Genomic DNA, 22,464 nt, shown 5'->3' with positions numbered 1-22,464 from the left:
GGAAGCGGCGAATCCTGCAAGGGTGCCGTCGGTCGGGCCTTAGACGGCCAGACGCTTGCGGCCCTTGGCGCGGCGAGCGTTGATGACGGCACGGCCGCCGCGGGTCTTCATGCGGACCAGGAAGCCGTGGGTACGGGCGCGGCGGACTTTGGAGGCTTGGTAAGTGCGTTTCATGATGCTTTTTCCTAGGAACCCGCCGATGATCGATTGCGCCGGCGAGGGTTGACGCCCCGAAACACACAAGAGGTTTTCAGGGAAACCCGCGATTATCACAAACATTTGCCGAACCAACAAATCCTGCCCTTTGCCAGGGCATGGAAGCGTTGCCGAATCGACCGCCAATCCGGGTGTGGATAAGGTTTTGACAAGTTAGAATGCCCGACGCCCTGACGAGGCAACTATCCACAACACGACAACCAGAAAAATGACCGAGGGACGCCCCTTTCTCACTGCCCATGCCGACCGACGGCGCGGGTGACAGCCTCTGGCAGGCCTGCGTCGACCAGCTCGCGCAGGAGCTGTCCGAGCAACAGTTCAACACCTGGATCAAGCCGCTGACCGCACAGGTCACGGACGACCTGTCACGCATGACCGTGTTCGTCGCGAACCGTTTCAAGCTCGACTGGATCCGGGCCCAGTACGCCAGCAAGATCTCGGCCATGGCCGAGAAGATCTACGGCCAATCGGTGCATGTCGAGTTAGCGCTTGCTCCGCGGGAAGCGCCCGTGCGCAGTGCACCCGTGGCCGTCATGGCCGAAACGGATGTGCCGCGTGACGTGGCCGGCCTGGGCGAGGATGCGGCCTCGGCCGCCTTCAAGAATCGCCTGAATTCCGGCCTCACCTTCGACACCCTGGTCGAGGGCACGGCCAACCGCATGGCGCGCGCGGCAGCCATGCACGTGTCGGGCATGCCAGGGCATCTGTACAACCCGCTGTTCATCTACGGCGGGGTCGGGCTGGGCAAGACCCACCTGATGCACGCCGTGGGCAATCGGCTGCTCGCCGACCGACCCGATTCCAAAGTTCTCTACATCCACGCCGAGCAGTTCGTGTCGGATGTGGTCAAAGCCTACCAGCGCAAGACCTTCGACGAGTTCAAGGAGCGGTACCACTCGCTGGACCTGCTGCTGATCGACGACGTGCAGTTCTTCGCCAACAAGGACCGCACGCAGGAAGAATTCTTCAACGCGTTCGAGGCGCTGCTGGCCAAGAAGTCGCACATCGTGATGACGAGCGACACCTACCCGAAGGGCCTCGCCGACATCCACGAGCGGCTGGTGTCGCGTTTCGATTCGGGACTGACCGTGGCCATCGAGCCGCCCGAGCTCGAGATGCGCGTGGCCATCCTGATCAACAAGGCGCGGGCCGAATCGGCCGAGATGCCGGAAGAAGTGGCCTTCTTCGTCGCCAAGAACGTGCGCTCGAACGTGCGCGAACTCGAAGGCGCGCTGCGCAAGATCCTGGCGTACTCGCGCTTCAACCAGAAGGAGATCTCGATCGCCCTGGCGCGCGAGGCGCTGCGCGACCTGCTGTCGATCCAGAACCGGCAGATCTCGGTGGAGAACATCCAGAAGACGGTGGCCGACTACTACAAGATCAAGGTCGCCGACATGTACAGCAAGAAGCGCCCGGCCAGCATCGCGCGGCCGCGGCAGATCGCGATGTACCTGGCCAAGGAGCTGACACAGAAGAGCCTGCCGGAAATCGGCGAACTCTTCGGTGGCCGCGACCACACGACGGTGTTGCACGCGGTGCGCAAGATCTCGGGCGAGCGCCAGCAGCTCACCGAGCTCAACCAGCAGCTCCACGTGCTCGAACAGACCCTCAAGGGCTAGTCACCGGCACCGGCTAATCTCGGCACTGCACAAGTAACGAATCGAACGAAACGAGGAAGAGGTAAGAGATGATCGTCCTGAAGGCAACACAAGACAAAGTTCTCGCCGCGCTGCAGTCGGTGGCGGGCATCGTGGAGCGGCGTCACACGCTGCCGATCCTGGCCAACGTGCTGATCCGCAAGACCGGCGGCCAGTTGCAGCTCACGACCAGCGACCTGGAAATCCAGATCCGCACGACGGCCGAGCTGGGCGGGGACGAAGGCAACTTCACCACGACCATCGGCGCACGCAAGCTGATCGACATCCTGCGCACCATGCCGACCGACCAGACCGTGAGCCTCGAGTCGAGCGCGAGCAAGCTGGTGCTCAAGGGCGGCAAGAGCCGCTTCACGCTGCAGTCGCTGCCGGCCGAAGACTTCCCGCTGGTGCAGGAAGCCGCCAACTTCGGCCCGGTCTTCAGCGTGCCGCAGAAGACGCTGAAAGACCTGCTGCAGCAGGTGTCGTTCGCGATGGCCGTGCATGACATCCGCTACTACCTCAACGGCATCCTGTTCGTGGCCGAGGGCAAGCAGCTGAGCCTGGTGGCCACCGATGGCCACCGCCTGGCCTTCGCCTCGGCGACGCTCGAGGTCGAGGTGCCGCGCCAGGAAGTGATCCTGCCGCGCAAGACCGTGATCGAGATGCAGCGCCTGCTGTCCGATGCCGAAGGCGCCATCGAGATGCAGTTCGCCAACAACCAGGCGAAGTTCAGCTTCGGCGGCATGGAGTTCGTCACCAAGCTGGTCGAGGGCAAGTTCCCCGACTACAACCGCGTGATCCCGAAGGCGCACAAGAACAGCGTCACGCTGGGCCGCGCCACGCTGCTGGCCAGCCTGCAGCGCACCGCCATCCTGACCAGCGACAAGTTCAAGGGCGTGCGCCTGAACCTGGAGCCGGGCACGTTGCGCATCGCCTCGAACAACGCCGAACAGGAAGAAGCCCAGGACGAGCTCGACATCGACTACGGCGGCGACGCCATCGAGATCGGCTTCAACGTGACCTACCTGATCGACGCGCTGTCGAACATGAGCCAGGACATGGTCAAGCTCGACCTGGCCGACTCCAACAGCTCCGCGCTGCTGACGATTCCCGAGAACGCGAACTTCAAATACGTCGTGATGCCGATGCGGATCTGACGCGTTCCCGTCGACAGCCCTTGCACCCACAACCCGCGGCCACCGCGGGTTGGGTCTTTCAAGAGACCCCAGAACCCGTTTCCCCAGAGAGGATGTGTCCCCAATGAGCGAAGAAAACAAGCCGGAAGCACCGCACACCGAGCCGGTCTACACGCCTGAAATCGACAGCGCGATCCCGATCGAGATCACGCCGCCCGACACCTCGTACGGCGAAGGCTCGATCACCATCCTCGAAGGCCTCGAAGCCGTGCGCAAACGGCCCGGCATGTACATCGGCGACACCTCCGACGGCACCGGCCTGCACCACCTGGTGTTCGAAGTGGTCGACAACTCGATCGACGAGGCGCTGGCCGGCTACTGCGACGACATCGTCGTGACCATCCACAGCGACAACTCGATCTCGGTCACCGACAACGGCCGCGGCATCCCGACCGGCGTGAAGATGGACGACAAGCACGAGCCCAAGCGCTCGGCCGCGGAAATCGCGCTGACCGAGCTGCATGCCGGCGGCAAGTTCAACCAGAACAGCTACAAGGTTTCGGGCGGCCTGCACGGCGTGGGCGTGTCGTGCGTCAACGCACTGAGCGTGATGCTGCGCCTGGTGGTGCGCCGCGAAGGCAAGATCCACGAACTGGAGTTCAGCCGCGGCTTCGTGCAGAACCGCCTGCTCGAGACGGTGAACGGTGTCGAGGTCTCGCCGATGAAGATCGTCGGCGACACCGACAAGCGCGGCACCGAAGTGCACTTCCTGCCCGACACCACGATCTTCATCGAGAACTCGGACTTCCACTACGAGATCCTCTCCAAGCGCCTGCGCGAGCTGAGCTTCCTGAACAACGGCGTGCGCATCCGCCTGAAGGACGAACGCAGCGGCAAGGAAGACGACTTCTCCGGCGCCGGCGGGGTGCGCGGTTTCGTCGAGTTCATCAACAAGGGCAAGACCGTCCTGCACCCCAACGTGTTCTACGCCGAGGGCGAGCGCCCGGCCGAAACGTACGGCGGTATCCCCGGCACGCACATCGGTGTGGAAGTCGCGATGCAGTGGAACAGCGGCTACAACGAGCAGGTGCTGTGCTTCACCAACAACATCCCGCAGCGTGACGGCGGCACCCACCTGACCGGCCTGCGCGCCGCGATGACGCGCGTCATCAACAAGTACATCGAAGAGAACGAGTTCGCCAAGAAGGCGAAGGTCGAGGTCACCGGCGACGACATGCGCGAAGGCCTGTGCTGCGTACTGAGCGTGAAGGTGCCCGAGCCGAAGTTCTCGAGCCAGACCAAGGACAAGCTGGTGTCCAGCGAAGTGCGCGCGCCGGTGGAAGACATCGTCGGCAAGCTCCTGACCGACTACCTGCAGGAACGCCCGGCCGACGCCAAGATCATCTGCGGCAAGATCGTCGAAGCGGCCCGCGCCCGCGAAGCCGCTCGCAAGGCGCGCGAGATGACGCGCCGCAAGGGCGTGCTCGACGGCATGGGCCTGCCCGGCAAGCTGGCCGACTGCCAGGAGAAGGACCCGGCGCTGTGCGAGGTCTACCTGGTGGAGGGCGACTCCGCCGGCGGCTCCGCCAAGCAGGGCCGCGACCGGAAGTTCCAGGCCATCCTGCCGCTGCGCGGCAAGATCCTGAACGTCGAGAAGGCGCGCTACGAGAAGCTGCTGACCAGCAACGAAATCCTGGTGATGATCACCGCTTTGGGCACCGGCATCGGCCGCGCCGGCGCCACGACGAACGGCGGTGGCGCCGACGACTTCAACGTCGCCAAGCTGCGCTACCACCGCATCATCATCATGACCGACGCCGACGTCGACGGCGCCCACATCCGCACGCTGCTGCTGACCTTCTTCTACCGGCAGATGCCGGAGCTGGTCGAGCGCGGCCACATCTACATCGCGCAGCCGCCGCTCTACAAGGTGAAGGTCGGCAAGGAAGAGCAATACCTCAAGGACGGCCCGGCGCTCGACGCCTTCCTGCTGAAGGTGGCGCTGCAGAACGCGAGCATCGAGACCGGCGGCCCAAACCCGACCACGCTGGCCGGCGACACGCTGGCCGAGCTGGCGCGCAAGCACCAGCTGGCGCAGGCCGTGATCGCGCGCCTGGGCGTGTTCATGGACGCGGCCGCGCTGCGCGCCATCGCCGACGGCGTGTCGCTCGACCTCGACACCACCGCCAGCGCCGAAGCCTCGGCCGTCGCGCTGCAGGCCAAGCTGCGCGAACTCAACGAAACCGGCGTGCCCGCCGAGGTCGCGAGCGAGTTCGACACGCGCACCGACAAGCCGGTGCTGCGGATCAGCCGCCGCCACCACGGCAACATCAAGAGCAGCGTGATCACGCAGGACTTCGTCCACGGCGCCGACTACGCCGCACTTGCCACCGCCGCCAACACCTTCCGCGACCTGCTCGGTGAAGGCGCGGTCGTCAAGCGCGGCGAGGGCGAGCGCGCGAAGGAAGAGAAGGTCTCCGACTTCCGCATCGCGATGAAGTGGCTGATCGGCGAAGCCGAACGCACCACCTCGCGCCAGCGCTACAAGGGCCTGGGCGAGATGAACCCCGAGCAGCTCTGGGAAACCACCATGGACCCGAATGTGCGCCGCCTGCTGCGCGTGCAGATCGACGACGCGATCGAAGCCGACCGCGTGTTCACCATGCTGATGGGCGACGAGGTGGAGCCGCGCCGCGAGTTCATCGAGCAGAACGCGCTGCGGGCGTCGAATATCGACGTTTGATGATGATGCTGGCCGGACACCAGCGCCCATGAGCTGGCTCGGCGACACGGCGCAGCGCGTGCAGCGCACGGTCCTGGCCACGCCGGGACTCGGCGTGATCGTGAGGGCCATCCACAACTACATCGTCCACCAGAGCGCCAACCAGGCAGGCAGCCTCGCGTTCTCGTCGGTGCTGGCAATGTTCCCCTTGCTGATCCTGCTGTCGGCCGCGGCCGGTTTCGTCGGGCAGCCGGGCGACGCGGCGGCCCTGGTCGAACGCGTGATCGGCTATGCGCCGCAGGTGGTGCGCGACGCCATGCAGCCCGTCATCCGGCAGGTGCTGGCCCAGCGCAACCAGGCGCTGCTGACGATCGGCGTGCTCGCCACGCTGTGGACCGCCTCGTCCGGCATGCAGGCGGTGCGCTCGGCACTGAACCGTGCCTACGGCATCGAGCGGGGCCTGCCGTTCTGGAAGGCGCGCATCAAGTCGACCCTGTTCACGGTGGTCGTGGGCGCTGGCGTGCTGGCCGCGTTCAGCTCGGTGGTGGTCATGCCCTACGTGTGGGCGTTGCTCGAGCAGAGCGTGGGCGCCGGGCAGGATACCCTCTGGCTGCGCAACAGCGTGCGCTACGGTTCGGCGTACGTGGTGCTGACGGTGATGTACGCGCTGCTTTACGGCTGGCTGCCCGACATCCGCCAGCGCCTCTACACCGTGATGCCGGGCGCCCTGATGGGCGCGGCGCTGTGGGTGGGGGCCGCGGCGACGCTGTCGTACACCCTGCGCACCGCCGGCAAGCTGGCCTTGCTCTACGGCAGCTTCGCGGGCGTGGTCGCCACGCTGGTCTTTCTCTACATCAGCGCGACCACGCTGATCTTCGGCGCGGAGATCAACGGGGTGCTGCGCGAGAAGGCGGAGGAGCCTTCGCGTGCGAATCCTTGAACTCAAGCAGCGCTTGCGCGCGGCTGGCGCAGGCCCCAGCCATGAGCAGCGCATCCTGCGGCTGTGGTCGCATGCGCTGCCCCGCAACAGCGGCCGGCGGCTGCCCGCGAGCTTCTTTCCGTCATCGCTGATGGCGGCCCTGCCGGCCATCGAGGCCGAGCTGGCCGGGCTCGCACGCGTCCAGTCCGTGCATCCGGGCGACGACGGGGCTGAGCGGCTGCTCGTCGCGTTGGCGGACGGACAGACCGTGGAGAGCGTACTGCTGCCCGGAGGCGGCCTGTGCGTCTCGTCGCAGGTGGGGTGCGCCGTCGGCTGCCGCTTCTGCATGACGGGCCGCGACGGCTTGCTGCGCCAGGTCGGCAGTGCCGAAATCATCGCCCAGGTCGCGCTCGCGCGGTTGCGCCGGCCGGTGCGCAAGGTCGTGTTCATGGGCATGGGGGAACCGGCCCACAACCTCGACAACGTGATGGAGGCCATCGAGCTGCTGGGCACGGTGGGCAACGTCGGCCACAAGAACCTGGTGTTCTCCACCGTCGGCGACCCGCGCGTGTTCGAGCGGCTGGATCGGGAGCGCGTCAAGCCGGCGCTGGCGCTGTCGCTGCACACGACCCGGGCCGCGCTCCGGAAAGAACTTCTTCCGCGCGCGCCGGCCATGACGCCCGAAGAACTGGTGGACGCCGGCGAGCGCTACGCCCGCGCCACCGGCTACCCGATCCAGTACCAGTGGACCCTGCTCGAAGGCGTCAACGACGGCGACGACGAGATCGAGGGCATCGTGCGGCTGCTGTCGGGCAAGTACGGCGTGCTCAACATGATCCCCTTCAATGCGGTCGATGGCGTGGCCTTCAGCCGCCCTGCGCTGGCGCGCTGCGAGGCGATGGCTCGTACGCTGCACGCCCGCGGCATCCTCACGAAGCTGCGCCACTCGGCCGGCCAGGACATCGACGGCGGCTGCGGTCAGTTGCGCGCGCGGGTGGGCGAGGTGCCGGTCGTCTTCCGCCCGGGCGCTGCCGCCCCACCGATCGCACGCTGAAGGTAGGGCGCGGTCCGGCTGGTCGTCGACAACGCCACTTCCTGCGGCGTGCCGCAGGCCACCAGTTGCCCGCCCCGGTCGCCCGCGTCCGGGCCAAGGTCGATCACCCAGTCGCTGCCCGCGACCACGCGCATCTCGTGCTCGATCACGACGACGGTGTTGCCCGCATCGACCAACGCGTGCAGCTGCACCATCAGCTTGTCGACGTCGGACGGATGCAGGCCGGTGGTCGGCTCGTCCAGCACGTACAGCGTCTGGCCGCGCTGTGCGCGCTGCAGCTCGGTGGCGAGCTTGATGCGCTGCGCTTCGCCGCCCGACAGCTCCGTCGCCGGCTGCCCCAGCCGCAGGTAGCCCAACCCGATCAGGCGCAACAGGGCGAGCGGGCGCTGCACCGTCGGTTCGTCGGCGAAGAAGTCGTGCGCTTCGTCGACCGTCATGCCCAGCACGTCGGCGATGCTGCGACCGTTCCAGTGCACCTCGAGCGTCTTCTCGTTGTAGCGCGCGCCGTGGCAGGTCGGGCAGGGCGCGTACACGCTGGGCATGAAGAGCAGTTCGACGCTGACGAAGCCCTCGCCCTCGCAGGTCGGGCAGCGGCCCTTCGCCACGTTGAACGAGAAGCGACCGGCGTCGTAGTGGCGCTTGCGCGCCGCCGGCGTGGCGGCGAAGAGCTTGCGCACCGGATCGAAGAGGCCGGTGTAGGTCGCGAGGTTGGAGCGCGGCGTGCGGCCGATGGGCTTCTGGTCGACACGCACCAGGCGGCGCACGCGCGCGATGTCGCCGCCGAGCCGACCGGCGGTGAGGGCCGATGCGACGGTGGCGCTCGGCATCGCGTCGCCGCCGGCCTCGTCGTCGTCGGCCGGCGGTTCGTGGCCCAGATGCGCCGACACCAGGTCGATCAGCGCCTGGCTCACCAGGCTCGACTTGCCCGAGCCCGACACGCCGGTCACGGCCGTCAGCACGCCCAGCGGCACGTCGGCGTCGACGTCCCGCAGGTTGTTGCGCGTGACGCCTTCCAGCCGCAGCCACCCCGACGGTGCGCGGGGCTGCCGCGCCGTGGCCAGGGCCGGGTCGGCGAACAGGTAGCGCGCGGTGTGCGACGCGCTCACCGACCGAAGCCCGTCGGGCGGCCCGCTGTACAGCACCCGGCCGCCTTGTTCGCCGGCATCGGGGCCGACGTCGACCAGCCAATCGGCCTGGCGCATCACGTCGAGGTCGTGTTCGACCACGAAGAGCGAGTTGCCGGCACGCTTGAGCGCATGCAGCGCGTCGAGCAGCGCCTCCGCATCGGCGGGGTGCAGGCCCGCCGAGGGTTCGTCGAGCACATACACCACGCCGAAGAGGTTGGAACGGATCTGCGTGGCCAAGCGCAGCCGCTGCAGTTCGCCCGGCGACAGCGTCGGTGCGCTCCGGTCCAGTGACAGGTAGCCCAGGCCCAGGGCGCGCAGCGTCTCCACGCGCGCCAGCACCTCCTGCGTGATGCGCTGGGCGGCGATGCGCTTTTCTTCCGAGAGCTCGCGCGTGCGGCGCACGTCGGGCGATGCCGCATGCGCCGAGCCACCGGCCGCCACGCGCTGCGCCGTGTCGAGGCGCGAGGTATCCCGGCTGCGCACCGAGGACGCGCTGCCTGGCGTCAGCGAGCCGGCCGCGGCAGGTGCCAGCACCTCGGCCAGTCGGTCGAGCGGCAGGCGTGTCAGCGCGCCGATGTCATGGCCGGCGAAGGTCACGCTGAGCGCCTCGGGCTTCAGGCGCTTGCCATGGCAGGTCGGGCACACGCTGCCGACCATGTAGCGCGAGGCGCGCTTCTTCATCAACGCGCTCTGCGTGGTGGCGAAGGTGTGCAGCACGTACCGGCGCGCGCCCATGAAGGTGCCCTGGTAGCTCGGCTCCATCTTGCGGCGCAGGGCCGCGCGGGTCTCGGCTGGCGTGAAGCCGGCGTACACCGGTACCGTCGGCTGCTCGTCGGTGAAGAGGATCCAGTCGCGGTCCTTGCGCGGCAGGTCGCGCCACGGCGTGTCGACGTCGTAGCCCAGCGTCACCAGGATGTCGCGCAGGTTCTGCCCCTGCCACGCAGGCGGCCAGGCGGCAATCGCACGCTCGCGGATGCTCAGCGAGTCGTCGGGCACCATCGATTGCTCGGTCACCTCGTACACATGGCCGAGGCCATGGCAGGTCGGGCAGGCGCCCTGCGCGGTATTGGGCGAGAAGTCTTCCGCGAACAGCATCGGCTGATGCGGGGGGTAATGGCCGGCACGCGAGTACAGCATGCGCAGCAGGCTCGACAGCGTGGTCACGCTGCCGACCGACGAGCGCGTGCCGGGCGTGCCGCGTTGCTGCTGCAGCGCCACGGCCGGCGGCAGGCCGTCGATGGCATCGACCGCGGGCACGCCGACCTGGTCGATCAGCCGCCGCGCGTAGGGCGCGACCGATTCGAAGTAGCGGCGCTGCGCCTCGGCGTAGAGCGTGCCGAAGGCGAGCGACGACTTGCCCGAGCCCGAGACGCCGGTGAAGACGACCAGCGCATCGCGGGGGATGTCGACATCCACGTCCTTGAGGTTGTGCTCGCGCGCGCCGCGCACCCGCACGAAGGCGCTCAGGTCGCGCTCGTCATGCCCGTCCCGCGCTTTCACGGCAGCCGGACCAAGATGACCCGGATCTGCAGCACGCGTTCGTGATGTTGCCCGTTGACGTGCAGCGACACGGCGTGGCCGGCCGCTTGAAGGTCGGTGGTCGTTGAGAGGGTGGGGCGGTCCACGGTGTGTCCTTGAAAGGGGCAGCGGGTTGTGTGCATCGGAAGCTGCACGGTCACCGACGTGCGCCGTGCCGCGTGTAAGACAAAGGAGGGAAAGCGCCGCGATGGCGCGACGGCCGTGCGCTGCGTGCTAGCGTCGCGCCTCTCAAGAATTCTCCCATTTCAGCCATGCGCCAGACCGACAAGAAAAGCCCAAAGGGCCGCCTGACCACCATCGTGCTGACGGCCGTGCTGACCCTCGCGGCCACCCTGCTGGTCCTGAACTTCACCGGGGGCGAGAAGAAGATCGACGAGCAGATCGTGCGCGAATATGCGCTGGACGAACCGCAGTTCCAGCGCGCGCTGGGCGTGCTGCTGGGCCCGCCGATCACCGAGGGCAACCGCTTCGAGGCGCTGCACAACGGCGACCGGATCTTCCCGCCCATGCTGGCGGCGATCCGCGGTGCGACGCAGAGCGTGACCTTCGAGACCTACATCTACTGGTCCGGCGATATCGGCCGGGCCTTCGCCGAGGCGCTGAGCGAGCGGGCCCGCGCAGGCGTCAAGGTGCATGTCCTGCTGGACTGGGTGGGCAGCGCGAAGATCGACGAGGAGTTTCTCAAGGAGATGGAGGCGTCGGGCGTGGCCATCCGCAAGTTCCACAAGCCGAGCTGGTACGACATCGCGCGGATGAACAACCGCACCCACCGCAAGCTGCTGGTGGTGGACGGGCGCGTCGGCTTCACCGGCGGCGTGGGCATCGCGCCCGAATGGACCGGCAACGCGCAGGACCCGGAGCACTGGCGCGATTCGCACTACCGCGTCGAAGGGCCGGTGGTCGCGCAGATGCAGTCGGTCTTCATGGACAACTGGATCAAGGCCTCGGGCGAGGTGTTGCATGGCGAACGCTATTTCCCGAAGATCGCGCCCGTGGAGGCGGCCGCGCGTGCCGTGGCCGACGGTGCGCAGAGCGGCGGGCGCGCCCAGATGTTCAGCAGTTCGCCCACGGGCGGCAGCGAGAGCATGCACCTGATGTACTTGCTGGCCATCGCGGCGGCGACCAAGACCATCGACCTGTCGAGCGCGTACTTCGTGCCCGACGCGCTTACCGTCGATGCGCTGGTCGCGGCGATGAAGCGCGGCGTGCGGGTGCGCATCATCACGCCCGGCCCGCTGATCGACGCGAGCACGGTGCGCCGGGCATCGCGCGCCACCTGGGGGCCGCTGCTCGAAGCCGGCGCGCAGATCAGCGAGTTCCAGCCGACCATGTTCCATTGCAAGGTGTTCACCGTCGACGGCCTCCTGGTGTCGGTCGGCTCCACCAACTTCGACAACCGCTCCTTCCGGCTCAACGACGAGGCCAACCTCAACATCTACGACGCGGCCTTCGCGGCGCAGGAGACGCGGGTGTTCGAGGAAGACCTGAAGCGGTCGACGCGGCTGACCTACGACGCCTGGCAGGCCCGGCCCTGGCGGGAAAAGGCGATGGAGCATCTGTCGTCCCTGCTCGCCACGCAGCTCTGAACGGACGCCCGCCCTCGCGCCGGCGGCGGTTGTCACGCCATCTACGCGTAAACGCTGTACTGTGCCCGATTGTTGCTAGGGAAGAATTCCCGACGCACCGTCGCACTGGAATTCCGGTACAGCATGACCCCCTTTCGCGTTACATCTGCCGTCGCACGCACCGTGGCAACCGCCGCCCTGGCCTGGGGCACCCTCGTCGCCGCGCAGGCCGCGGCGAATCCGCCGATCCGCATGGCCGACGGTGTCGAGTACATGTGTGGCGGCGCGGACAAGACCGAGGCGCAGTTCCTCCAGATGGTGTCGCCGCGCTGGGCCGCGACCCTCGAATTCGCCCTGGGGCAGGGCGCGCGCGGCACGCCGCCGTCCGACGTGCGGGTTCTGGTGCGCGACAAGTACAACGGCAAGCTGGTGATGGAAACCACCGCCACCGGCCCGCTGATGCTGACGCGGCTCGAGCCCGGCTCGTACGACGTCGAAGCGACCCTCGGCGGCATCACGCTGACCCAGCAGGTGAACGTGTTCAACGGCATGCCGGTCAAGGCCCGCTTCGTCTGGCCGTCGAACATCGACGTGCCGCCGCTGGCCGGCAGCACCATGGTGACGCAGGACGCCTCCGCCGCGCGCCGCTGACGCACCGAAGGGCGCCGGAAGCGCCCTGCAGGCGGGCACACCCGCCTGCGCCTTTCTCCTGGCACGGGGCTTGAATGCGTCCTGGGCGCCTCGCACATGCGGTCGGCGTACTTCGCCTGCCTCTCACCCGTCCCGCCCGTTCTCCCCCGCATGCCGCTTCGCCCGCTTTCCATCCTGACGGCCCTGCTGCACGTCTACATCGCCCTGCGCCTGTTGCCCGCGTTGTTCGCACTGACACCCGCCGGTGCGCTGCTGCTGCTGGCCATGCTCGTCGTCTCCGCCGCAACCATTCCGCTGCCTTTCGTGCGCATGCGCACCGAGCGGCCGCCGCTGCCCGACGCTTGGCGCTGGATCGGCCTGATCAGCATGGGCTGGTTCTCGTCGATGTTCGTCCTCACGCTGGCGCGCGATGCAGGGCTCGCGCTCACCTGGGGGGCGCAGTGGGCGGCCGGCGTGCAAGTCGACTGGCCGGGCACGCAGCGGTGGAGCGCTGTCGCCGTGGCGCTGCTGGCCACGCTGGTCACGACCATCGGCTTCTTCAACGCGCGCCGCACCGCGCGGGTGCAGACGGTCGAGGTGCCCATCGCCGGCCTGCCGCCGGCCCTCATCGGCTTCACGATCGCGCAGCTCAGCGACATCCACGTCGGGCCGACCATCCGGCGCGGCTACATCGAGCGCATCGTCGACGCGGTCAACCGGCTGGAAGCCGACGCCATCGCCATCACCGGCGACCTGGTGGACGGCAGCGTGGCCGAGCTGCGCGATCACATCGCCCCGTTGGCCGACCTGCGCGCGCGGCACGGCACCTTCGTGGTGACCGGCAACCACGAGTACTACGCCGGTGCGCACGCCTGGATCGACGAATTGCGCCGGCTCGGCCTGACGGTGCTGCTCAACGAGCATGTGCTGCTGGCGGCGCGGCGCGCCAAGGGCGCGCAGACCGACGAGGAGGTCGGTGCGATGACGCTGCTGCTGGCCGGCGTGACCGACTACACCGCGGTGCACTTCGATGCCGCGCATGCGAGCGACCCGCAGGCCGCCTTGGCCGGCGCACCCGAAGCGGTGACCACGCGGGTGCTGCTGGCGCATCAGCCACGCAGCGCCCCGGCGGCGCTGGAGGCGGGCTTCCAGTTGCAGATCTCCGGCCACACCCACGGCGGCCAGTTCTTCCCGTGGAACCTGTTCGTGCCGCTTCAGCAGCCCTTCACGGCCGGCCTGAACCGCCTGGAAGGCATGTGGGTCTACACCAGCCGGGGCACCGGGTACTGGGGACCGCCGAAGCGCTTCGGCGCACCGTCGGAGATCACCCTGCTCCGGCTGGTCGCGCGCTGATCAGGCCTCGGGCTGGGCGCCGAGGCGTCGCGCGTTGGCGGTGGCCTTGGCGTGGATCGGCTTGAGCCCGCGTTGCACCACCCGCGCGCTGGCGCTGCCCAGTTGCGTGGCGGTCGCCACCGCACGATTGCCCGCGTTGAGCAGCTCATGGCTGTGCGCCGCCGCCTGCGCCGGCGTGAGGCTGGTGGCCAGGCCCATCAACGCCGTGACACCGCTGAGCCAGTCGCGCACCGAGCGGTTCATCAGCGAATAGCTTGCCGTGTGCAGCTGGTTGACGATGGCGGTGCCGGATTCGCTCGCAGCCGCCAACTTTTCATGGCTCATCAACTGGAACTCGGCCAGATCCGCCGCGCTCGGCGCGAGGCCCGCCTTGGCCATGCGCTCGGTCCGGATCTGGATGACCGAGCCGGACGACAGGAGCATCTCCTGGGTCTTGAGGGCGACGTCGGTCCATAGCATGAGGGGATTGAAAAAACGCGAGGAGAACGAGGAAGACATGGGCGCTTTTTTCAGGGGCAGAGACGGTGACTATAGGCCGATGGGGATGTTTTTGCTGCGCTGCAGCATTTCACGCGCGGGTGTCCTACCGATCGGCGAGCGAATTGCCAACTTTTGCGCTTTTCATCCCAGGTAATCATTCAATCCAGCACAACAACTCCTGCGCGAATTCCATGAAACGCCTGTCTTGCCACACCCGTTCGGCGTTCGCCACCGGCCTGCTGCTTCTCTGCGCCGGCACGGCCAGTGCCTTTGGCGACGCGACGCCGGGGATGTACCTCGAAGGCGGCCGCACCTTCAACGGCGGCACGGACGCCGATGTCTGGTCGATCGGTGCGGTGCTTCCCTGGTCGTGGCATGAGCGAGGCCCCGAGGATGGCACGTCGTTCGCCTGGGACCTGTTCGCCAGCCAGTGGCGCGCACCCGAAGCCGTCGACGGCCGGCGCACCTATGCGCAGATCGGCGTCATCGCCACCTGGCGCTACCGCTTCGACCGCGGCGCATCACCCTGGTTCGTGGAAGGCGGCCTGGGCGGGACGGTGATGAACCACGTCTACCGCACGGCCGACGAGCCGTTCAGCACGGCCTTCCAGTTCACCGAAGTGGTGGGCATCGGCCGCAGCTTCGGTGCACGGGGCGAGCACGAACTGTCGGTGCGTGCGCAGCATGTGTCCAACGCGAGCATCAAGAAACCCAACCCGGGCGCCAACTTCGTGCGCCTGCGCTACCTCTACCGCTTCTGATCCGGCCGGTCGACGCGTGCCGGGGTCAGCGCGGCACGGCTTCGTGCACCTCGCCCTGCACCAGCGATGTGGCCTTGGACAGATCCTCCAGCCACGCCGCATAGGCTTCGTCGCGCTGTGCCGGGTCGCCGCGCAGCAGGGCCGACGGATGCAACGCGACCAAGACTTGCTCGCCGCGCGGCCCGGTCTGCCACTGCCCGCGTTCCTGCATGACGGCCACGGGTCGCCCCAGCACGGAACGCGCAGCGGTGGCACCCAGTGCCAACACGGCGCGCGGTCGAACTTGCGCCATCTCGCTTTCGAGCCAGTGCAGGCAGGCCGCCGCCTCGCGTTGCGTCGGTGTCTTGTGGATGCGGCGCTTGCCGCGCAGTTCGTACTTGAAGTGCTTCACCGCGTTGGTCACATACAGCGCATCGCGCGGCCAGCCCAGGTCCGCGATGGCGCGGTCGAAGAGCTGGCCTGCCGGGCCGACGAAGGGACGGCCGCGCAGATCCTCCTGGTCACCGGGCTGTTCGCCCACCACCATGAGCACCGCACCGATCGGTCCTTCGCCGAAGACCGACTGCGTGGCGTGTTCGCCGATCGGGCATTCGCGGCAACGGTTGGTGGCGCGCTTGAGTTGGCCAAGCGCATCGGCGGGGTCGGCGGACAACGCATCGACGCCCGATGTCCCTGGCTCGTGATGTGCCGATGCGGTCATCGGCTGCAGCGGCACGATCCGCCGCGCCGGCGCGGTGGGCGCTGCATCGATCATCCGGCCGCTTCGCGCCATCGCCTCGGCCGCGAGCGGCGAGATCAGCGCTGCCTCGGGCAGGTTCTGCCAGTAACGCCGCGGCATCTCCTTCTGCATCATCGCCAGCTTCAGCCGAGCAGGGTTGAAGATGTGCTCGTAGTAGGTGAGCCATAGGGCCTCGCCCGCATCGGCCGGTGGTGCATCCTCGCGGCGCGCGCCGGGGCCGATGTCGAGACGACCGCCGGCGAGATCCTCGATGCCATCGTCGGACGGGAACCAGCGCGCCGACCGCTGCGGCGTGAGGATGGCCCAGTGCATCTGCGTGAAGCGGCGCACGAAGAAGGGCGCGACCGCTTCGACGATGTGGTGCTCGGGGTCGAACCATGCGACATGCAGCGGCGGCAGGCCGTCCCCCTGCGCGATCGGGCGGAAGCGGACGAAGGCCTTCATCTTGTGCATCTCGCGGCGCACCGCCTGCGCCATGTGCTGCACGCGCACACGCTCGGCGTCCAGCGGGTCGTACCGCAGGCCCGGCTCGTGCACCAGACGCCACAAGAGACGATAGAGCATGCCGAAACGGGCCGGGTCCGCGTGCAGCACCACGGTCTCGCAAAGCCGCACGAAAGCCGGTGGCACAACCGCTGAAGCACTGCCATGGCCGACGACGGGGCGTTGCGTCTCGAGCGAGGCGAAGAGGTCGCCCGCTGCGCTGGCCCGCGTGTGCCACACGACCTCCTCAGGCGGCACCTGTCGCGCCAGCAAGGCCCGTGCTTCGCTGCGGAAGCCGGGCCAGTCGGTGTCGCCTGCGAGCGTGACGGTCTGCGTTGCCATGTCCGCAATCTCGCGTGCGTGCACCGCACACCTTGTAGGCGCTCAGGTGGAAAAGAGAGAGGCCTGCACCGGCGCGGCACGGAAGCGCGATGCGAGGTCGCCTGCATCGAGCGCACGGCCCGGTCGGTGGTCGACCAGTTGCACGAAGGGCAGCACCTTCTTCAACGGCACATGCAGCCGCGCGAGGTCGTCGCTGCGCACGCGACGCACCCGCCGCGCGACGAGCAGGCGTTCCACCGCCTTCACGCCGAGGCCGGGCACGCGCAGCAGCATCTCGCGCGGTGCGGTGTCCAGGTCGACCGGGAAGCGCTCGCGGTGGGCCAGCGCCCACGCGAGCTTCGGGTCGACATCGAGCGACAGCATGCCGGTCGATCCATCGGCCGCCGCGGGCACGATCTCGTCGTGCGCGAAGCCGTAGAAACGCATGAGCCAGTCGGCCTGGTACAGCCGGTGCTCGCGCACCATCGGCGGCGCGGCGAGCGGCAGCGACGACGACGCATCGGGGATCGGGCTGAAGGCCGAGTAGTAGACGCGGCGCAGGCGATAGGCACCGTAGAGCTGCGCGCTGGCCGAGAGGATGGTGCGGTCGTCGGTGGCATCGGCACCGACGATCATCTGCGTGCTCTGTCCGGCCGGCGCGAAGACCGGCGCCGGTGCACGCCGCGCCGAGGCCTGGGGCATCGACATCACGCGGGTCTTCGCCGCCTCGCGCTGCGCGTCCTTCGCATCGTCGATGTGCACCCGCAGCCGCGCCATCGAGCGCCGGATGGCGGCGCCGTCCTTCTCGGGCGCGAGCGTCTCGAGGCCCTGCACCGTCGGCAGTTCGACGTTGATGCTCAGGCGGTCGGCATAGCGGCCCGCCTTCTGCAGCAGCTCGGGCGAGGCCTCGGGAATGGTCTTGAGGTGGATGTAGCCGCGGAAGTCGTGCACCTCGCGCAGTACGCGCGCCACCTCGACCACCTGCTCCATCGTGTAGTCGGGACTCTGGATGATGCCGCTGGAGAGGAACAGGCCCTCGATGCAGTTGCGGCGGTAGAAGTCGAGCGTGAGCTGCACCACCTCGTCCACCGTGAATCGCGCGCGCGGCACGTTGCTGGTCACGCGGTTCACGCAGTAGAGGCAGTCGTACTGGCAGAAGTTGGTCAGCAGGATCTTCAGCAGCGAGATGCATCGCCCGTCGGGCGCGTAGCTGTGGCAGATGCCGGAGCCTTCGGTCGATCCGATGCCGCGCCCGCCCACCGAGTTGCGCGAACGCGTGCCGCTGGAGGCGCACGAGGCGTCGTACTTGGCCGCGTCGGCGAGGATGGCGAGCTTGCGTTGCGTGTTCACTGGATGAATATACAGTGCCACAGCAACCCTCCGCGCAGGGCGGTTACGGCGCGACGTTCAGGCGTGGCTTGCCGCCAACCGGCGCGCACGCACTTCCATCACGAGGTAGCTCACCGTCGCGATGGCCAGGGGCAGGAGGTAGTACAGCACCCGGTAGCCGATCAGCGCGGCGAGGATCTGGCCCTGCGGCAGGCGATGCAACAGCAGCGCGACGAACACCGCCTCGAGCACGCCCAGGCCCGCCGGCACATGGGTGATGACGCCCGCCACGGCGCCGACCAGCAGCACCGCCACCACTTCCGGATACGGCACCGTCCGCTGCAGCAGCAGCCACACCACGCCGCCCATCAGGCACCAGTTGGTGCACGACATGAGCATCTGCAGCAGCGCCATCCGAAGGGGCGGGGGCTGGAAGGCGTGGCCGCGGATGTGCCAGGTCTTGTCGCTCACCAACGCGCACAGGGCGAGATAGCCCGCGGCCAGCACCAGCAGCACGGCGCCGAGCACGCGCAGTCCACCGTTGTCGATCTTCCAGTTGGCCGGCAGCTCGAGCGGCCAGAAGCAGAAGGCAGCACCGGCGACGACCAGGTAGCCGAACCAGTTGGTGAGCATGCTGAAGCCGAGCACACGCGTGATGGTCGGGTTGTCGAGCCCCAGCCGCGAATAGAGCCGGTAGCGAAAGGCGACGCCGCCGACCAGCGAGCCGAGGTTGAGGTTGAAGGCGTAGCTCACGAAGGTCACGCCCATCACCGTGCCGGCGCCAAGCGGGTGCCCGGTCATGCGGCGGCCCAGCAGGTCGAAGGTGCTGTACAGCACGAAGCTCGCCGCCACCAGGGTGGCGGCCAAGGCGAGGGTGGTGGCCGGCAACTTCGAGAACGCGCCGAGCACGTCGTCCCAGTCGATGCCGCGCGCCTGCTCGACGATCAACCAGGCGACGAGCCCGAAGAACACCCACGTGCCGATGCGCTTGACCCGCGGCCACCAGGGCCGCCCGGACCGCTTGTTGGACGACGTCACGTCGTTGTCCGCAGCGCCGGGGGCCGCCGCCATCACGCCGCCGTTTCGGTCTGCGTCGCGCCGGCCGGCGGCAAGGGCGGCGGGTCGAGCGGCTTGAGCCGCGGCGCATGGCGTGGCAGCCAGCCGGTGAGCGACGGGTACCAGCGCAGCACGTGGAAGATGAGGAAGCTGCGCACCAGCCGCCAGCCGCTCCATTCGGCGAGGTCCTCGACCCGGATCTGCTTGCAGCTGTACGTCATCAGGTGCTCGAGCCGTTCCGACAGCACCTGGTTGAAAGCGCGGTCGCGCACGATCACATTGGCCTCGAGGTTGAGCGACAGGCTCAGCGGGTCGAGGTTGCTCGAACCCACCGTGCTCCACTGGTCGTCCATCAGCGCCACCTTGCCATGCAGCGGACGCTCGCAGTACTCATAGACGCGCACCCCCGCATTCAGCAGGTGGTGGTAGAGCAGGCTGGCCGCCGTCTTGACAATCGGCATGTCGGGTTCGCCCTGCAGGATGAGGCGCACGTCCACGCCGCGGCGGGCGGCGCGGCGCATCTCCTTGATGAGCCGGTAGCCGGGAAAGAAGTAGGCATTGGCGATCACGATGCGCTCGCGCGCGGTGCGAATGGCCGCACGGTAGTGGCGCTCGATGTCGTTGGTGTGGCGCCGGTTGTCGCGCGTGACCAGCTGCACCTCGGCCTCGCCGACGGGGCTGTTCAGCTCCTCGTGGCGCGCGGCCTTCAGGCGCCGACGGAACCAGCCCGAGCCCTTGCCGCCGACCGCGATCGCGTGCAGCACGAAGCGGTGGATCTCGGTGACGACCGGGCCGCGCAGTTCCACGGCGTAGTCCTGCTTGGCCTTCGGCCCGAAGTCCATCAGGTGGTCGGCCGAGTAGTTGATGCCACCCACGAACGCGCGCTGTCCGTCGACGACCACGATCTTGCGGTGCATGCGGCGGAACACGTTCAGGCGCTGGCCGAAGACCTGCCGCCCCGGGTCGAACACGCGCACCTTCACGCCCACGGACGTGAGCCCGCCGATGAACTCGGGCGAGAGGTCGGGCGAGCCGAAGCCATCGATCATCAGGTCGACCTTCACGCCGCGCTGCGCCGCCGAACGCAGCGCCGCATGCAGCCCTTGGCCGACCTTGTCGTCGAACAGGATGAAGGTCTCGACAATCACCTCGCGCTGCGCCTCGCGGATCGCCTCGAACACGCGCGGGAAGAACTGCTCGCCGTTCTCGAGCAGCTCGATCGCGTTGCCCTGGAGCCAGCGGCGCCCGTTCACAACTCGATCTCCGCCACCAGCGGCGCATGGTCCGACAGATGCGACCACGGCTTGCGCGGCAGCACGATCGGCGAGTGCACGCCTGCGTTGCGCACATAGATGCGATCCAAGGGCAACAGCGGGAAGCGCGCCGGAAAGGTCTTGGCCGCTGCACCGTTGGCATGGACGAAGACTTCGCGCAGGTTGGCCCCATCGGCCAGGATGTCGTGCGCCCGGCCGCGCCAATCGTTGAAGTCGCCGGCGACCACCAGCGGCGCATCCGCCGGCACCTCGTCGCGCACGATGTGGCAGAGCAGCTCGAGCTGCTGCTGGCGGTGCGACTCGGCCAGGCCCAGGTGCGCGCAGATCACGTGCACCTCGCCCACGCGCCCCGGCACGCGCAGCGCGCAGTGCAGCAGGCCGCGCTTCTCCGGCCCGGCGATCGACACGTCGTGGTTCGTGAAGCTCGCGATCGGGAACTTCGACAGCACGGCATTGCCATGGTGCCCCTTCGGATACACCGCGTTGCGCCCGTAGGCGAACTGCGGCCACATGGTGTCGGCCAGGAATTCATAGTGCGGCGCCTCGGGCCAGTTGTCGTGCTTGCGGGCATGGCGCGCATGCGTGCCCTGCACCTCCTGCAGGAAGACCACGTCGGCACCGACCGTCCGCACCGCCTCGCGCAGCTCCGGCAGGATGAACTTGCGATTGAGCGCCGTGAATCCCTTGTGGATGTTCACGGTCATGACCTTGAGCGACACGGGGGTTCGCTGTTCGGAGGGCGGAGTGGCGTCGCTCACAGCGGCAGGGTGAAAAAGCACATGACCTCCTTTGTAGGGCGACGCGCTGTTTCCCGCTGTAGGACGCTCCAGCGTCTTCGCCGGCCCGCTGCCGCGTCCTACAGGCCCACGCCCCGACGCCCCACAGCGTCGCGCAGCACCGGCTTCTACGGTGGCCCTCAACAGCACGAAGAGGCTGTCGATTCCAACCTTTTCATCACCTCCCAAGGAAGACAACCATGACGAAAATTCTGACCCCCGCCATCGCATTCGCCACCCTGCTCAGCGCAGGCGCTGCCTTCGCCCAGACGCCCGCGCCGGTGATGCCGCCGTCGACCGCCGGCCAGGCCAGCACCGAGTCGCGTGCCGGTGTGCCCAACCCTTCCCAGCGCCCCGACGGCAGCATGCCGGCTTCGCGCGATGCTGTGAAAGCAGAGGCCCGCGCGAACAACCGCAACCCGGCCAACACGACGACGCCCGGCGGCGAGGCGAGCACGCGCACCAACAACCAGCCCAACGCCACGCCGCAGGTGATGAGCGGCACGACGCGTGCCGAGGTGCGCCAGGACGCCGTCAAGCCCACGCCGCAGTTCGGTCAGAAGGGCGAGCGCCCGGACGTGCCGACGAATCCGAAGAACTCGACCGGCACGCCCAAGTAAGCACGACGCCCCCATGTGAAGAAGCCCGCGGCATCGCTGCCGCGGGCTTTTTTGTGGACGCCACCGACCCGCAGGCCGGCGGGTCGATCAGCCCTTCGCTGGCGCAGGACGATGGCCGTGCTGGCCCTGGTGCGGGCCGTGCCCGCCATGGGCGCCCCGTGGGCCGAAGCGCATGCCTTCCACATCGAAGGTCTTCTGCTGCGCTGGGGTGAGCGCGGCGTAGAAGGTGCGTGTCGCATCGGCACGCTGGGCGAAGCGCGCGGCGCGTTCGCTCTGGCGGGCCTGCATGCGGTCCAGGCGCTGCGGCGTGGTCATCTTCTCGAACTCGGCGCGCATGGCGGCGCGGTCCGGGCGCTGCGCAGGCGATGCCGGCGGCTGGATGGCACTGGTGAAAGTCGACCAGGCGCCTTCCTGCGAGGCCTCGAGCTTCAGCTTGGCCTTGAGGTCGGCCAGGTGCTTGGCGCGGCGTTCCTGCATGCGCTCGAAGCCCTTGCCGTCGCGCGGCTTGTGGGCGCGCTGGTCGGCCTGGGCCGGCGAGGCGGCCTGCGTGATGGCAGGCGGCACGTTGGAAGGCGGCGGCGTCTGGGCCGATGCGGCGAAGGTGGCCGAGGCCAGCAGGCTGGCCCACAGGATGCGTTGACGTGCGGAGATCATGAGAGCGTTTCCTTTCAGAGTGAGGACGCTGGCCTGCCGCGGGATCGTTCATCGAGGCTGCGGTGCCGGGGTC

20 protein-coding genes are annotated in these 22,464 nt (G+C 68.2%); 10 read left to right on the top strand and 10 right to left on the bottom strand.

The genetic code is table 11. The annotated features are described in order from the left end of the window. Positions 1-39: 39 nt before the first annotated feature. The gene (gene rpmH, locus QTH86_RS17115; protein WP_007834827.1) at positions 40-174 is read right to left on the bottom strand and encodes a 50S ribosomal protein L34; all 135 of its coding nucleotides are present in this window, start codon (positions 172-174) and stop codon (positions 40-42) included. Positions 175-455: 281 nt separating this feature from the next. Here rpmH and dnaA point away from each other — a divergent pair, with 281 nt between their 5' ends. The 5 genes from dnaA (at position 456) to QTH86_RS17090 (ending at position 7,684) form a co-directional block, all read left to right on the top strand. Next, complete coding sequence (dnaA, locus tag QTH86_RS17110; RefSeq protein ID WP_286647398.1) at positions 456-1,835, top strand: chromosomal replication initiator protein DnaA; 1,380 nt, start codon at positions 456-458, stop codon at positions 1,833-1,835. 68 nt (positions 1,836-1,903) lie between these two features. Further along, positions 1,904-3,010: a DNA polymerase III subunit beta gene (gene dnaN / locus QTH86_RS17105; protein WP_286647397.1), complete on the top strand. Its 1,107-nt coding sequence runs from the start codon at positions 1,904-1,906 to the stop codon at positions 3,008-3,010. A 103-nt stretch (positions 3,011-3,113) separates the two neighbouring features. After that, positions 3,114-5,732, top strand: coding sequence for a DNA topoisomerase (ATP-hydrolyzing) subunit B (gene gyrB / locus QTH86_RS17100; RefSeq protein ID WP_286647396.1), 2,619 nt, complete (start codon positions 3,114-3,116; stop codon positions 5,730-5,732). A gap of 28 nt (positions 5,733-5,760) precedes the next feature. After that, complete coding sequence (locus QTH86_RS17095) at positions 5,761-6,651, top strand: YihY/virulence factor BrkB family protein (protein WP_286647395.1); 891 nt, start codon at positions 5,761-5,763, stop codon at positions 6,649-6,651. Next, positions 6,638-7,684, top strand: a complete 1,047-nt coding sequence (locus QTH86_RS17090; RefSeq protein ID WP_286647394.1) for an RNA methyltransferase — start codon at positions 6,638-6,640, stop codon at positions 7,682-7,684. Before QTH86_RS17095 ends, QTH86_RS17090 begins: the two co-directional genes overlap by 14 nt. Here QTH86_RS17090 and QTH86_RS17085 read toward each other — a convergent pair. Then, positions 7,609-10,311, bottom strand: coding sequence for an excinuclease ABC subunit UvrA (locus QTH86_RS17085; protein ID WP_286647393.1), 2,703 nt, complete (start codon positions 10,309-10,311; stop codon positions 7,609-7,611). The two genes, QTH86_RS17090 and QTH86_RS17085, sit on opposite strands and share 76 nt — an antisense overlap. Continuing rightward, positions 10,308-10,436: a hypothetical protein gene (locus tag QTH86_RS17080; RefSeq protein ID WP_286647392.1), complete on the bottom strand. Its 129-nt coding sequence runs from the start codon at positions 10,434-10,436 to the stop codon at positions 10,308-10,310. The genes QTH86_RS17085 and QTH86_RS17080 overlap by 4 nt, the downstream gene beginning before the upstream one ends. 165 nt (positions 10,437-10,601) lie before the next feature. Here QTH86_RS17080 and QTH86_RS17075 point away from each other — a divergent pair, with 165 nt between their 5' ends. From QTH86_RS17075 to QTH86_RS17065, 3 genes are all read left to right on the top strand, one after another. After that, positions 10,602-11,936 carry a phospholipase D-like domain-containing protein gene (locus QTH86_RS17075; RefSeq protein WP_286647391.1) on the top strand — a complete coding sequence of 445 codons (1,335 nt, stop codon included), beginning with the start codon at positions 10,602-10,604 and terminating at the stop codon, positions 11,934-11,936. 162 nt (positions 11,937-12,098) lie between these two features. Continuing rightward, complete coding sequence (locus QTH86_RS17070) at positions 12,099-12,566, top strand: hypothetical protein (protein WP_286647390.1); 468 nt, start codon at positions 12,099-12,101, stop codon at positions 12,564-12,566. Between the two features lie 150 nt (positions 12,567-12,716). Beyond that, positions 12,717-13,898, top strand: a complete 1,182-nt coding sequence (locus QTH86_RS17065) for a metallophosphoesterase (protein ID WP_286647389.1) — start codon at positions 12,717-12,719, stop codon at positions 13,896-13,898. Here QTH86_RS17065 and QTH86_RS17060 read toward each other — a convergent pair whose 3' ends face one another. Beyond that, positions 13,899-14,357, bottom strand: coding sequence for a polyhydroxyalkanoate granule-associated phasin (locus tag QTH86_RS17060; protein ID WP_286647388.1), 459 nt, complete (start codon positions 14,355-14,357; stop codon positions 13,899-13,901). Between the two features lie 212 nt (positions 14,358-14,569). Here QTH86_RS17060 and QTH86_RS17055 point away from each other — a divergent pair, with 212 nt between their 5' ends. After that, complete coding sequence (locus tag QTH86_RS17055; RefSeq protein ID WP_286647387.1) at positions 14,570-15,139, top strand: acyloxyacyl hydrolase; 570 nt, start codon at positions 14,570-14,572, stop codon at positions 15,137-15,139. Between the two features lie 25 nt (positions 15,140-15,164). On the opposite strand, the gene QTH86_RS17050 is transcribed toward QTH86_RS17055, so the two are convergent. The 5 genes from QTH86_RS17050 to QTH86_RS17030 are packed head-to-tail and all read right to left on the bottom strand — an operon-like array spanning position 15,165 to position 21,045. Further along, the gene (locus tag QTH86_RS17050; protein ID WP_286647386.1) at positions 15,165-16,703 is read right to left on the bottom strand and encodes a UdgX family uracil-DNA binding protein; all 1,539 of its coding nucleotides are present in this window, start codon (positions 16,701-16,703) and stop codon (positions 15,165-15,167) included. Positions 16,704-16,745: 42 nt separating this feature from the next. Next, positions 16,746-18,032 carry a putative DNA modification/repair radical SAM protein gene (locus tag QTH86_RS17045; protein WP_286647385.1) on the bottom strand — a complete coding sequence of 429 codons (1,287 nt, stop codon included), beginning with the start codon at positions 18,030-18,032 and terminating at the stop codon, positions 16,746-16,748. A 57-nt stretch (positions 18,033-18,089) separates the two neighbouring features. Next, complete coding sequence (locus QTH86_RS17040) at positions 18,090-19,082, bottom strand: lysylphosphatidylglycerol synthase domain-containing protein (RefSeq protein ID WP_286647384.1); 993 nt, start codon at positions 19,080-19,082, stop codon at positions 18,090-18,092. Further along, positions 19,082-20,320 (bottom strand): cardiolipin synthase ClsB, encoded by a 1,239-nt coding sequence (gene clsB / locus QTH86_RS17035; protein WP_286647383.1) that lies wholly within the window; start codon positions 20,318-20,320, stop codon positions 19,082-19,084. The genes QTH86_RS17040 and clsB overlap by 1 nt, the downstream gene beginning before the upstream one ends. Further along, positions 20,317-21,045 (bottom strand): endonuclease/exonuclease/phosphatase family protein, encoded by a 729-nt coding sequence (locus QTH86_RS17030; protein ID WP_286647689.1) that lies wholly within the window; start codon positions 21,043-21,045, stop codon positions 20,317-20,319. The genes clsB and QTH86_RS17030 overlap by 4 nt, the downstream gene beginning before the upstream one ends. A 272-nt stretch (positions 21,046-21,317) precedes the next feature. Here QTH86_RS17030 and QTH86_RS17025 point away from each other — a divergent pair, with 272 nt between their 5' ends. After that, the gene (locus tag QTH86_RS17025) at positions 21,318-21,737 is read left to right on the top strand and encodes a serine/threonine protein kinase (protein ID WP_286647382.1); all 420 of its coding nucleotides are present in this window, start codon (positions 21,318-21,320) and stop codon (positions 21,735-21,737) included. Between the two features lie 87 nt (positions 21,738-21,824). On the opposite strand, the gene QTH86_RS17020 is transcribed toward QTH86_RS17025, so the two are convergent. Beyond that, positions 21,825-22,391 carry a Spy/CpxP family protein refolding chaperone gene (locus QTH86_RS17020; protein WP_286647381.1) on the bottom strand — a complete coding sequence of 189 codons (567 nt, stop codon included), beginning with the start codon at positions 22,389-22,391 and terminating at the stop codon, positions 21,825-21,827. Between the last annotated feature and the right edge of the window lie 73 nt (positions 22,392-22,464).

Source organism: Variovorax sp. J2L1-78, from assembly GCF_030317205.1.
Classification (GTDB): Bacteria; Pseudomonadota; Gammaproteobacteria; order Burkholderiales; family Burkholderiaceae_C; genus Variovorax; species Variovorax arabinosiphilus.
The sequence above is the reverse complement of the archived record's forward strand: the minus strand, read 5'-3'. Positions and strand labels throughout refer to the sequence as shown.

Coding starts and splice junctions, on each gene's coding strand:
- rpmH (WP_007834827.1), bottom strand. CDS start 174: ATGAAACGCACTTACCAAGCCTCCAAAGTCCGCCGCGCCCGTACCCAC.
- dnaA (WP_286647398.1), top strand. CDS start 456: ATGCCGACCGACGGCGCGGGTGACAGCCTCTGGCAGGCCTGCGTCGAC.
- dnaN (WP_286647397.1), top strand. CDS start 1,904: ATGATCGTCCTGAAGGCAACACAAGACAAAGTTCTCGCCGCGCTGCAG.
- gyrB (WP_286647396.1), top strand. CDS start 3,114: ATGAGCGAAGAAAACAAGCCGGAAGCACCGCACACCGAGCCGGTCTAC.
- QTH86_RS17095 (WP_286647395.1), top strand. CDS start 5,761: ATGAGCTGGCTCGGCGACACGGCGCAGCGCGTGCAGCGCACGGTCCTG.
- QTH86_RS17075 (WP_286647391.1), top strand. CDS start 10,602: ATGCGCCAGACCGACAAGAAAAGCCCAAAGGGCCGCCTGACCACCATC.
- QTH86_RS17065 (WP_286647389.1), top strand. CDS start 12,717: ATGCCGCTTCGCCCGCTTTCCATCCTGACGGCCCTGCTGCACGTCTAC.
- QTH86_RS17060 (WP_286647388.1), bottom strand. CDS start 14,357: ATGCTATGGACCGACGTCGCCCTCAAGACCCAGGAGATGCTCCTGTCG.
- QTH86_RS17055 (WP_286647387.1), top strand. CDS start 14,570: ATGAAACGCCTGTCTTGCCACACCCGTTCGGCGTTCGCCACCGGCCTG.
- QTH86_RS17050 (WP_286647386.1), bottom strand. CDS start 16,703: ATGGCAACGCAGACCGTCACGCTCGCAGGCGACACCGACTGGCCCGGC.
- QTH86_RS17040 (WP_286647384.1), bottom strand. CDS start 19,082: ATGGCGGCGGCCCCCGGCGCTGCGGACAACGACGTGACGTCGTCCAAC.
- QTH86_RS17030 (WP_286647689.1), bottom strand. CDS start 21,045: ATGACCGTGAACATCCACAAGGGATTCACGGCGCTCAATCGCAAGTTC.
- QTH86_RS17025 (WP_286647382.1), top strand. CDS start 21,318: ATGACGAAAATTCTGACCCCCGCCATCGCATTCGCCACCCTGCTCAGC.
- QTH86_RS17020 (WP_286647381.1), bottom strand. CDS start 22,391: ATGATCTCCGCACGTCAACGCATCCTGTGGGCCAGCCTGCTGGCCTCG.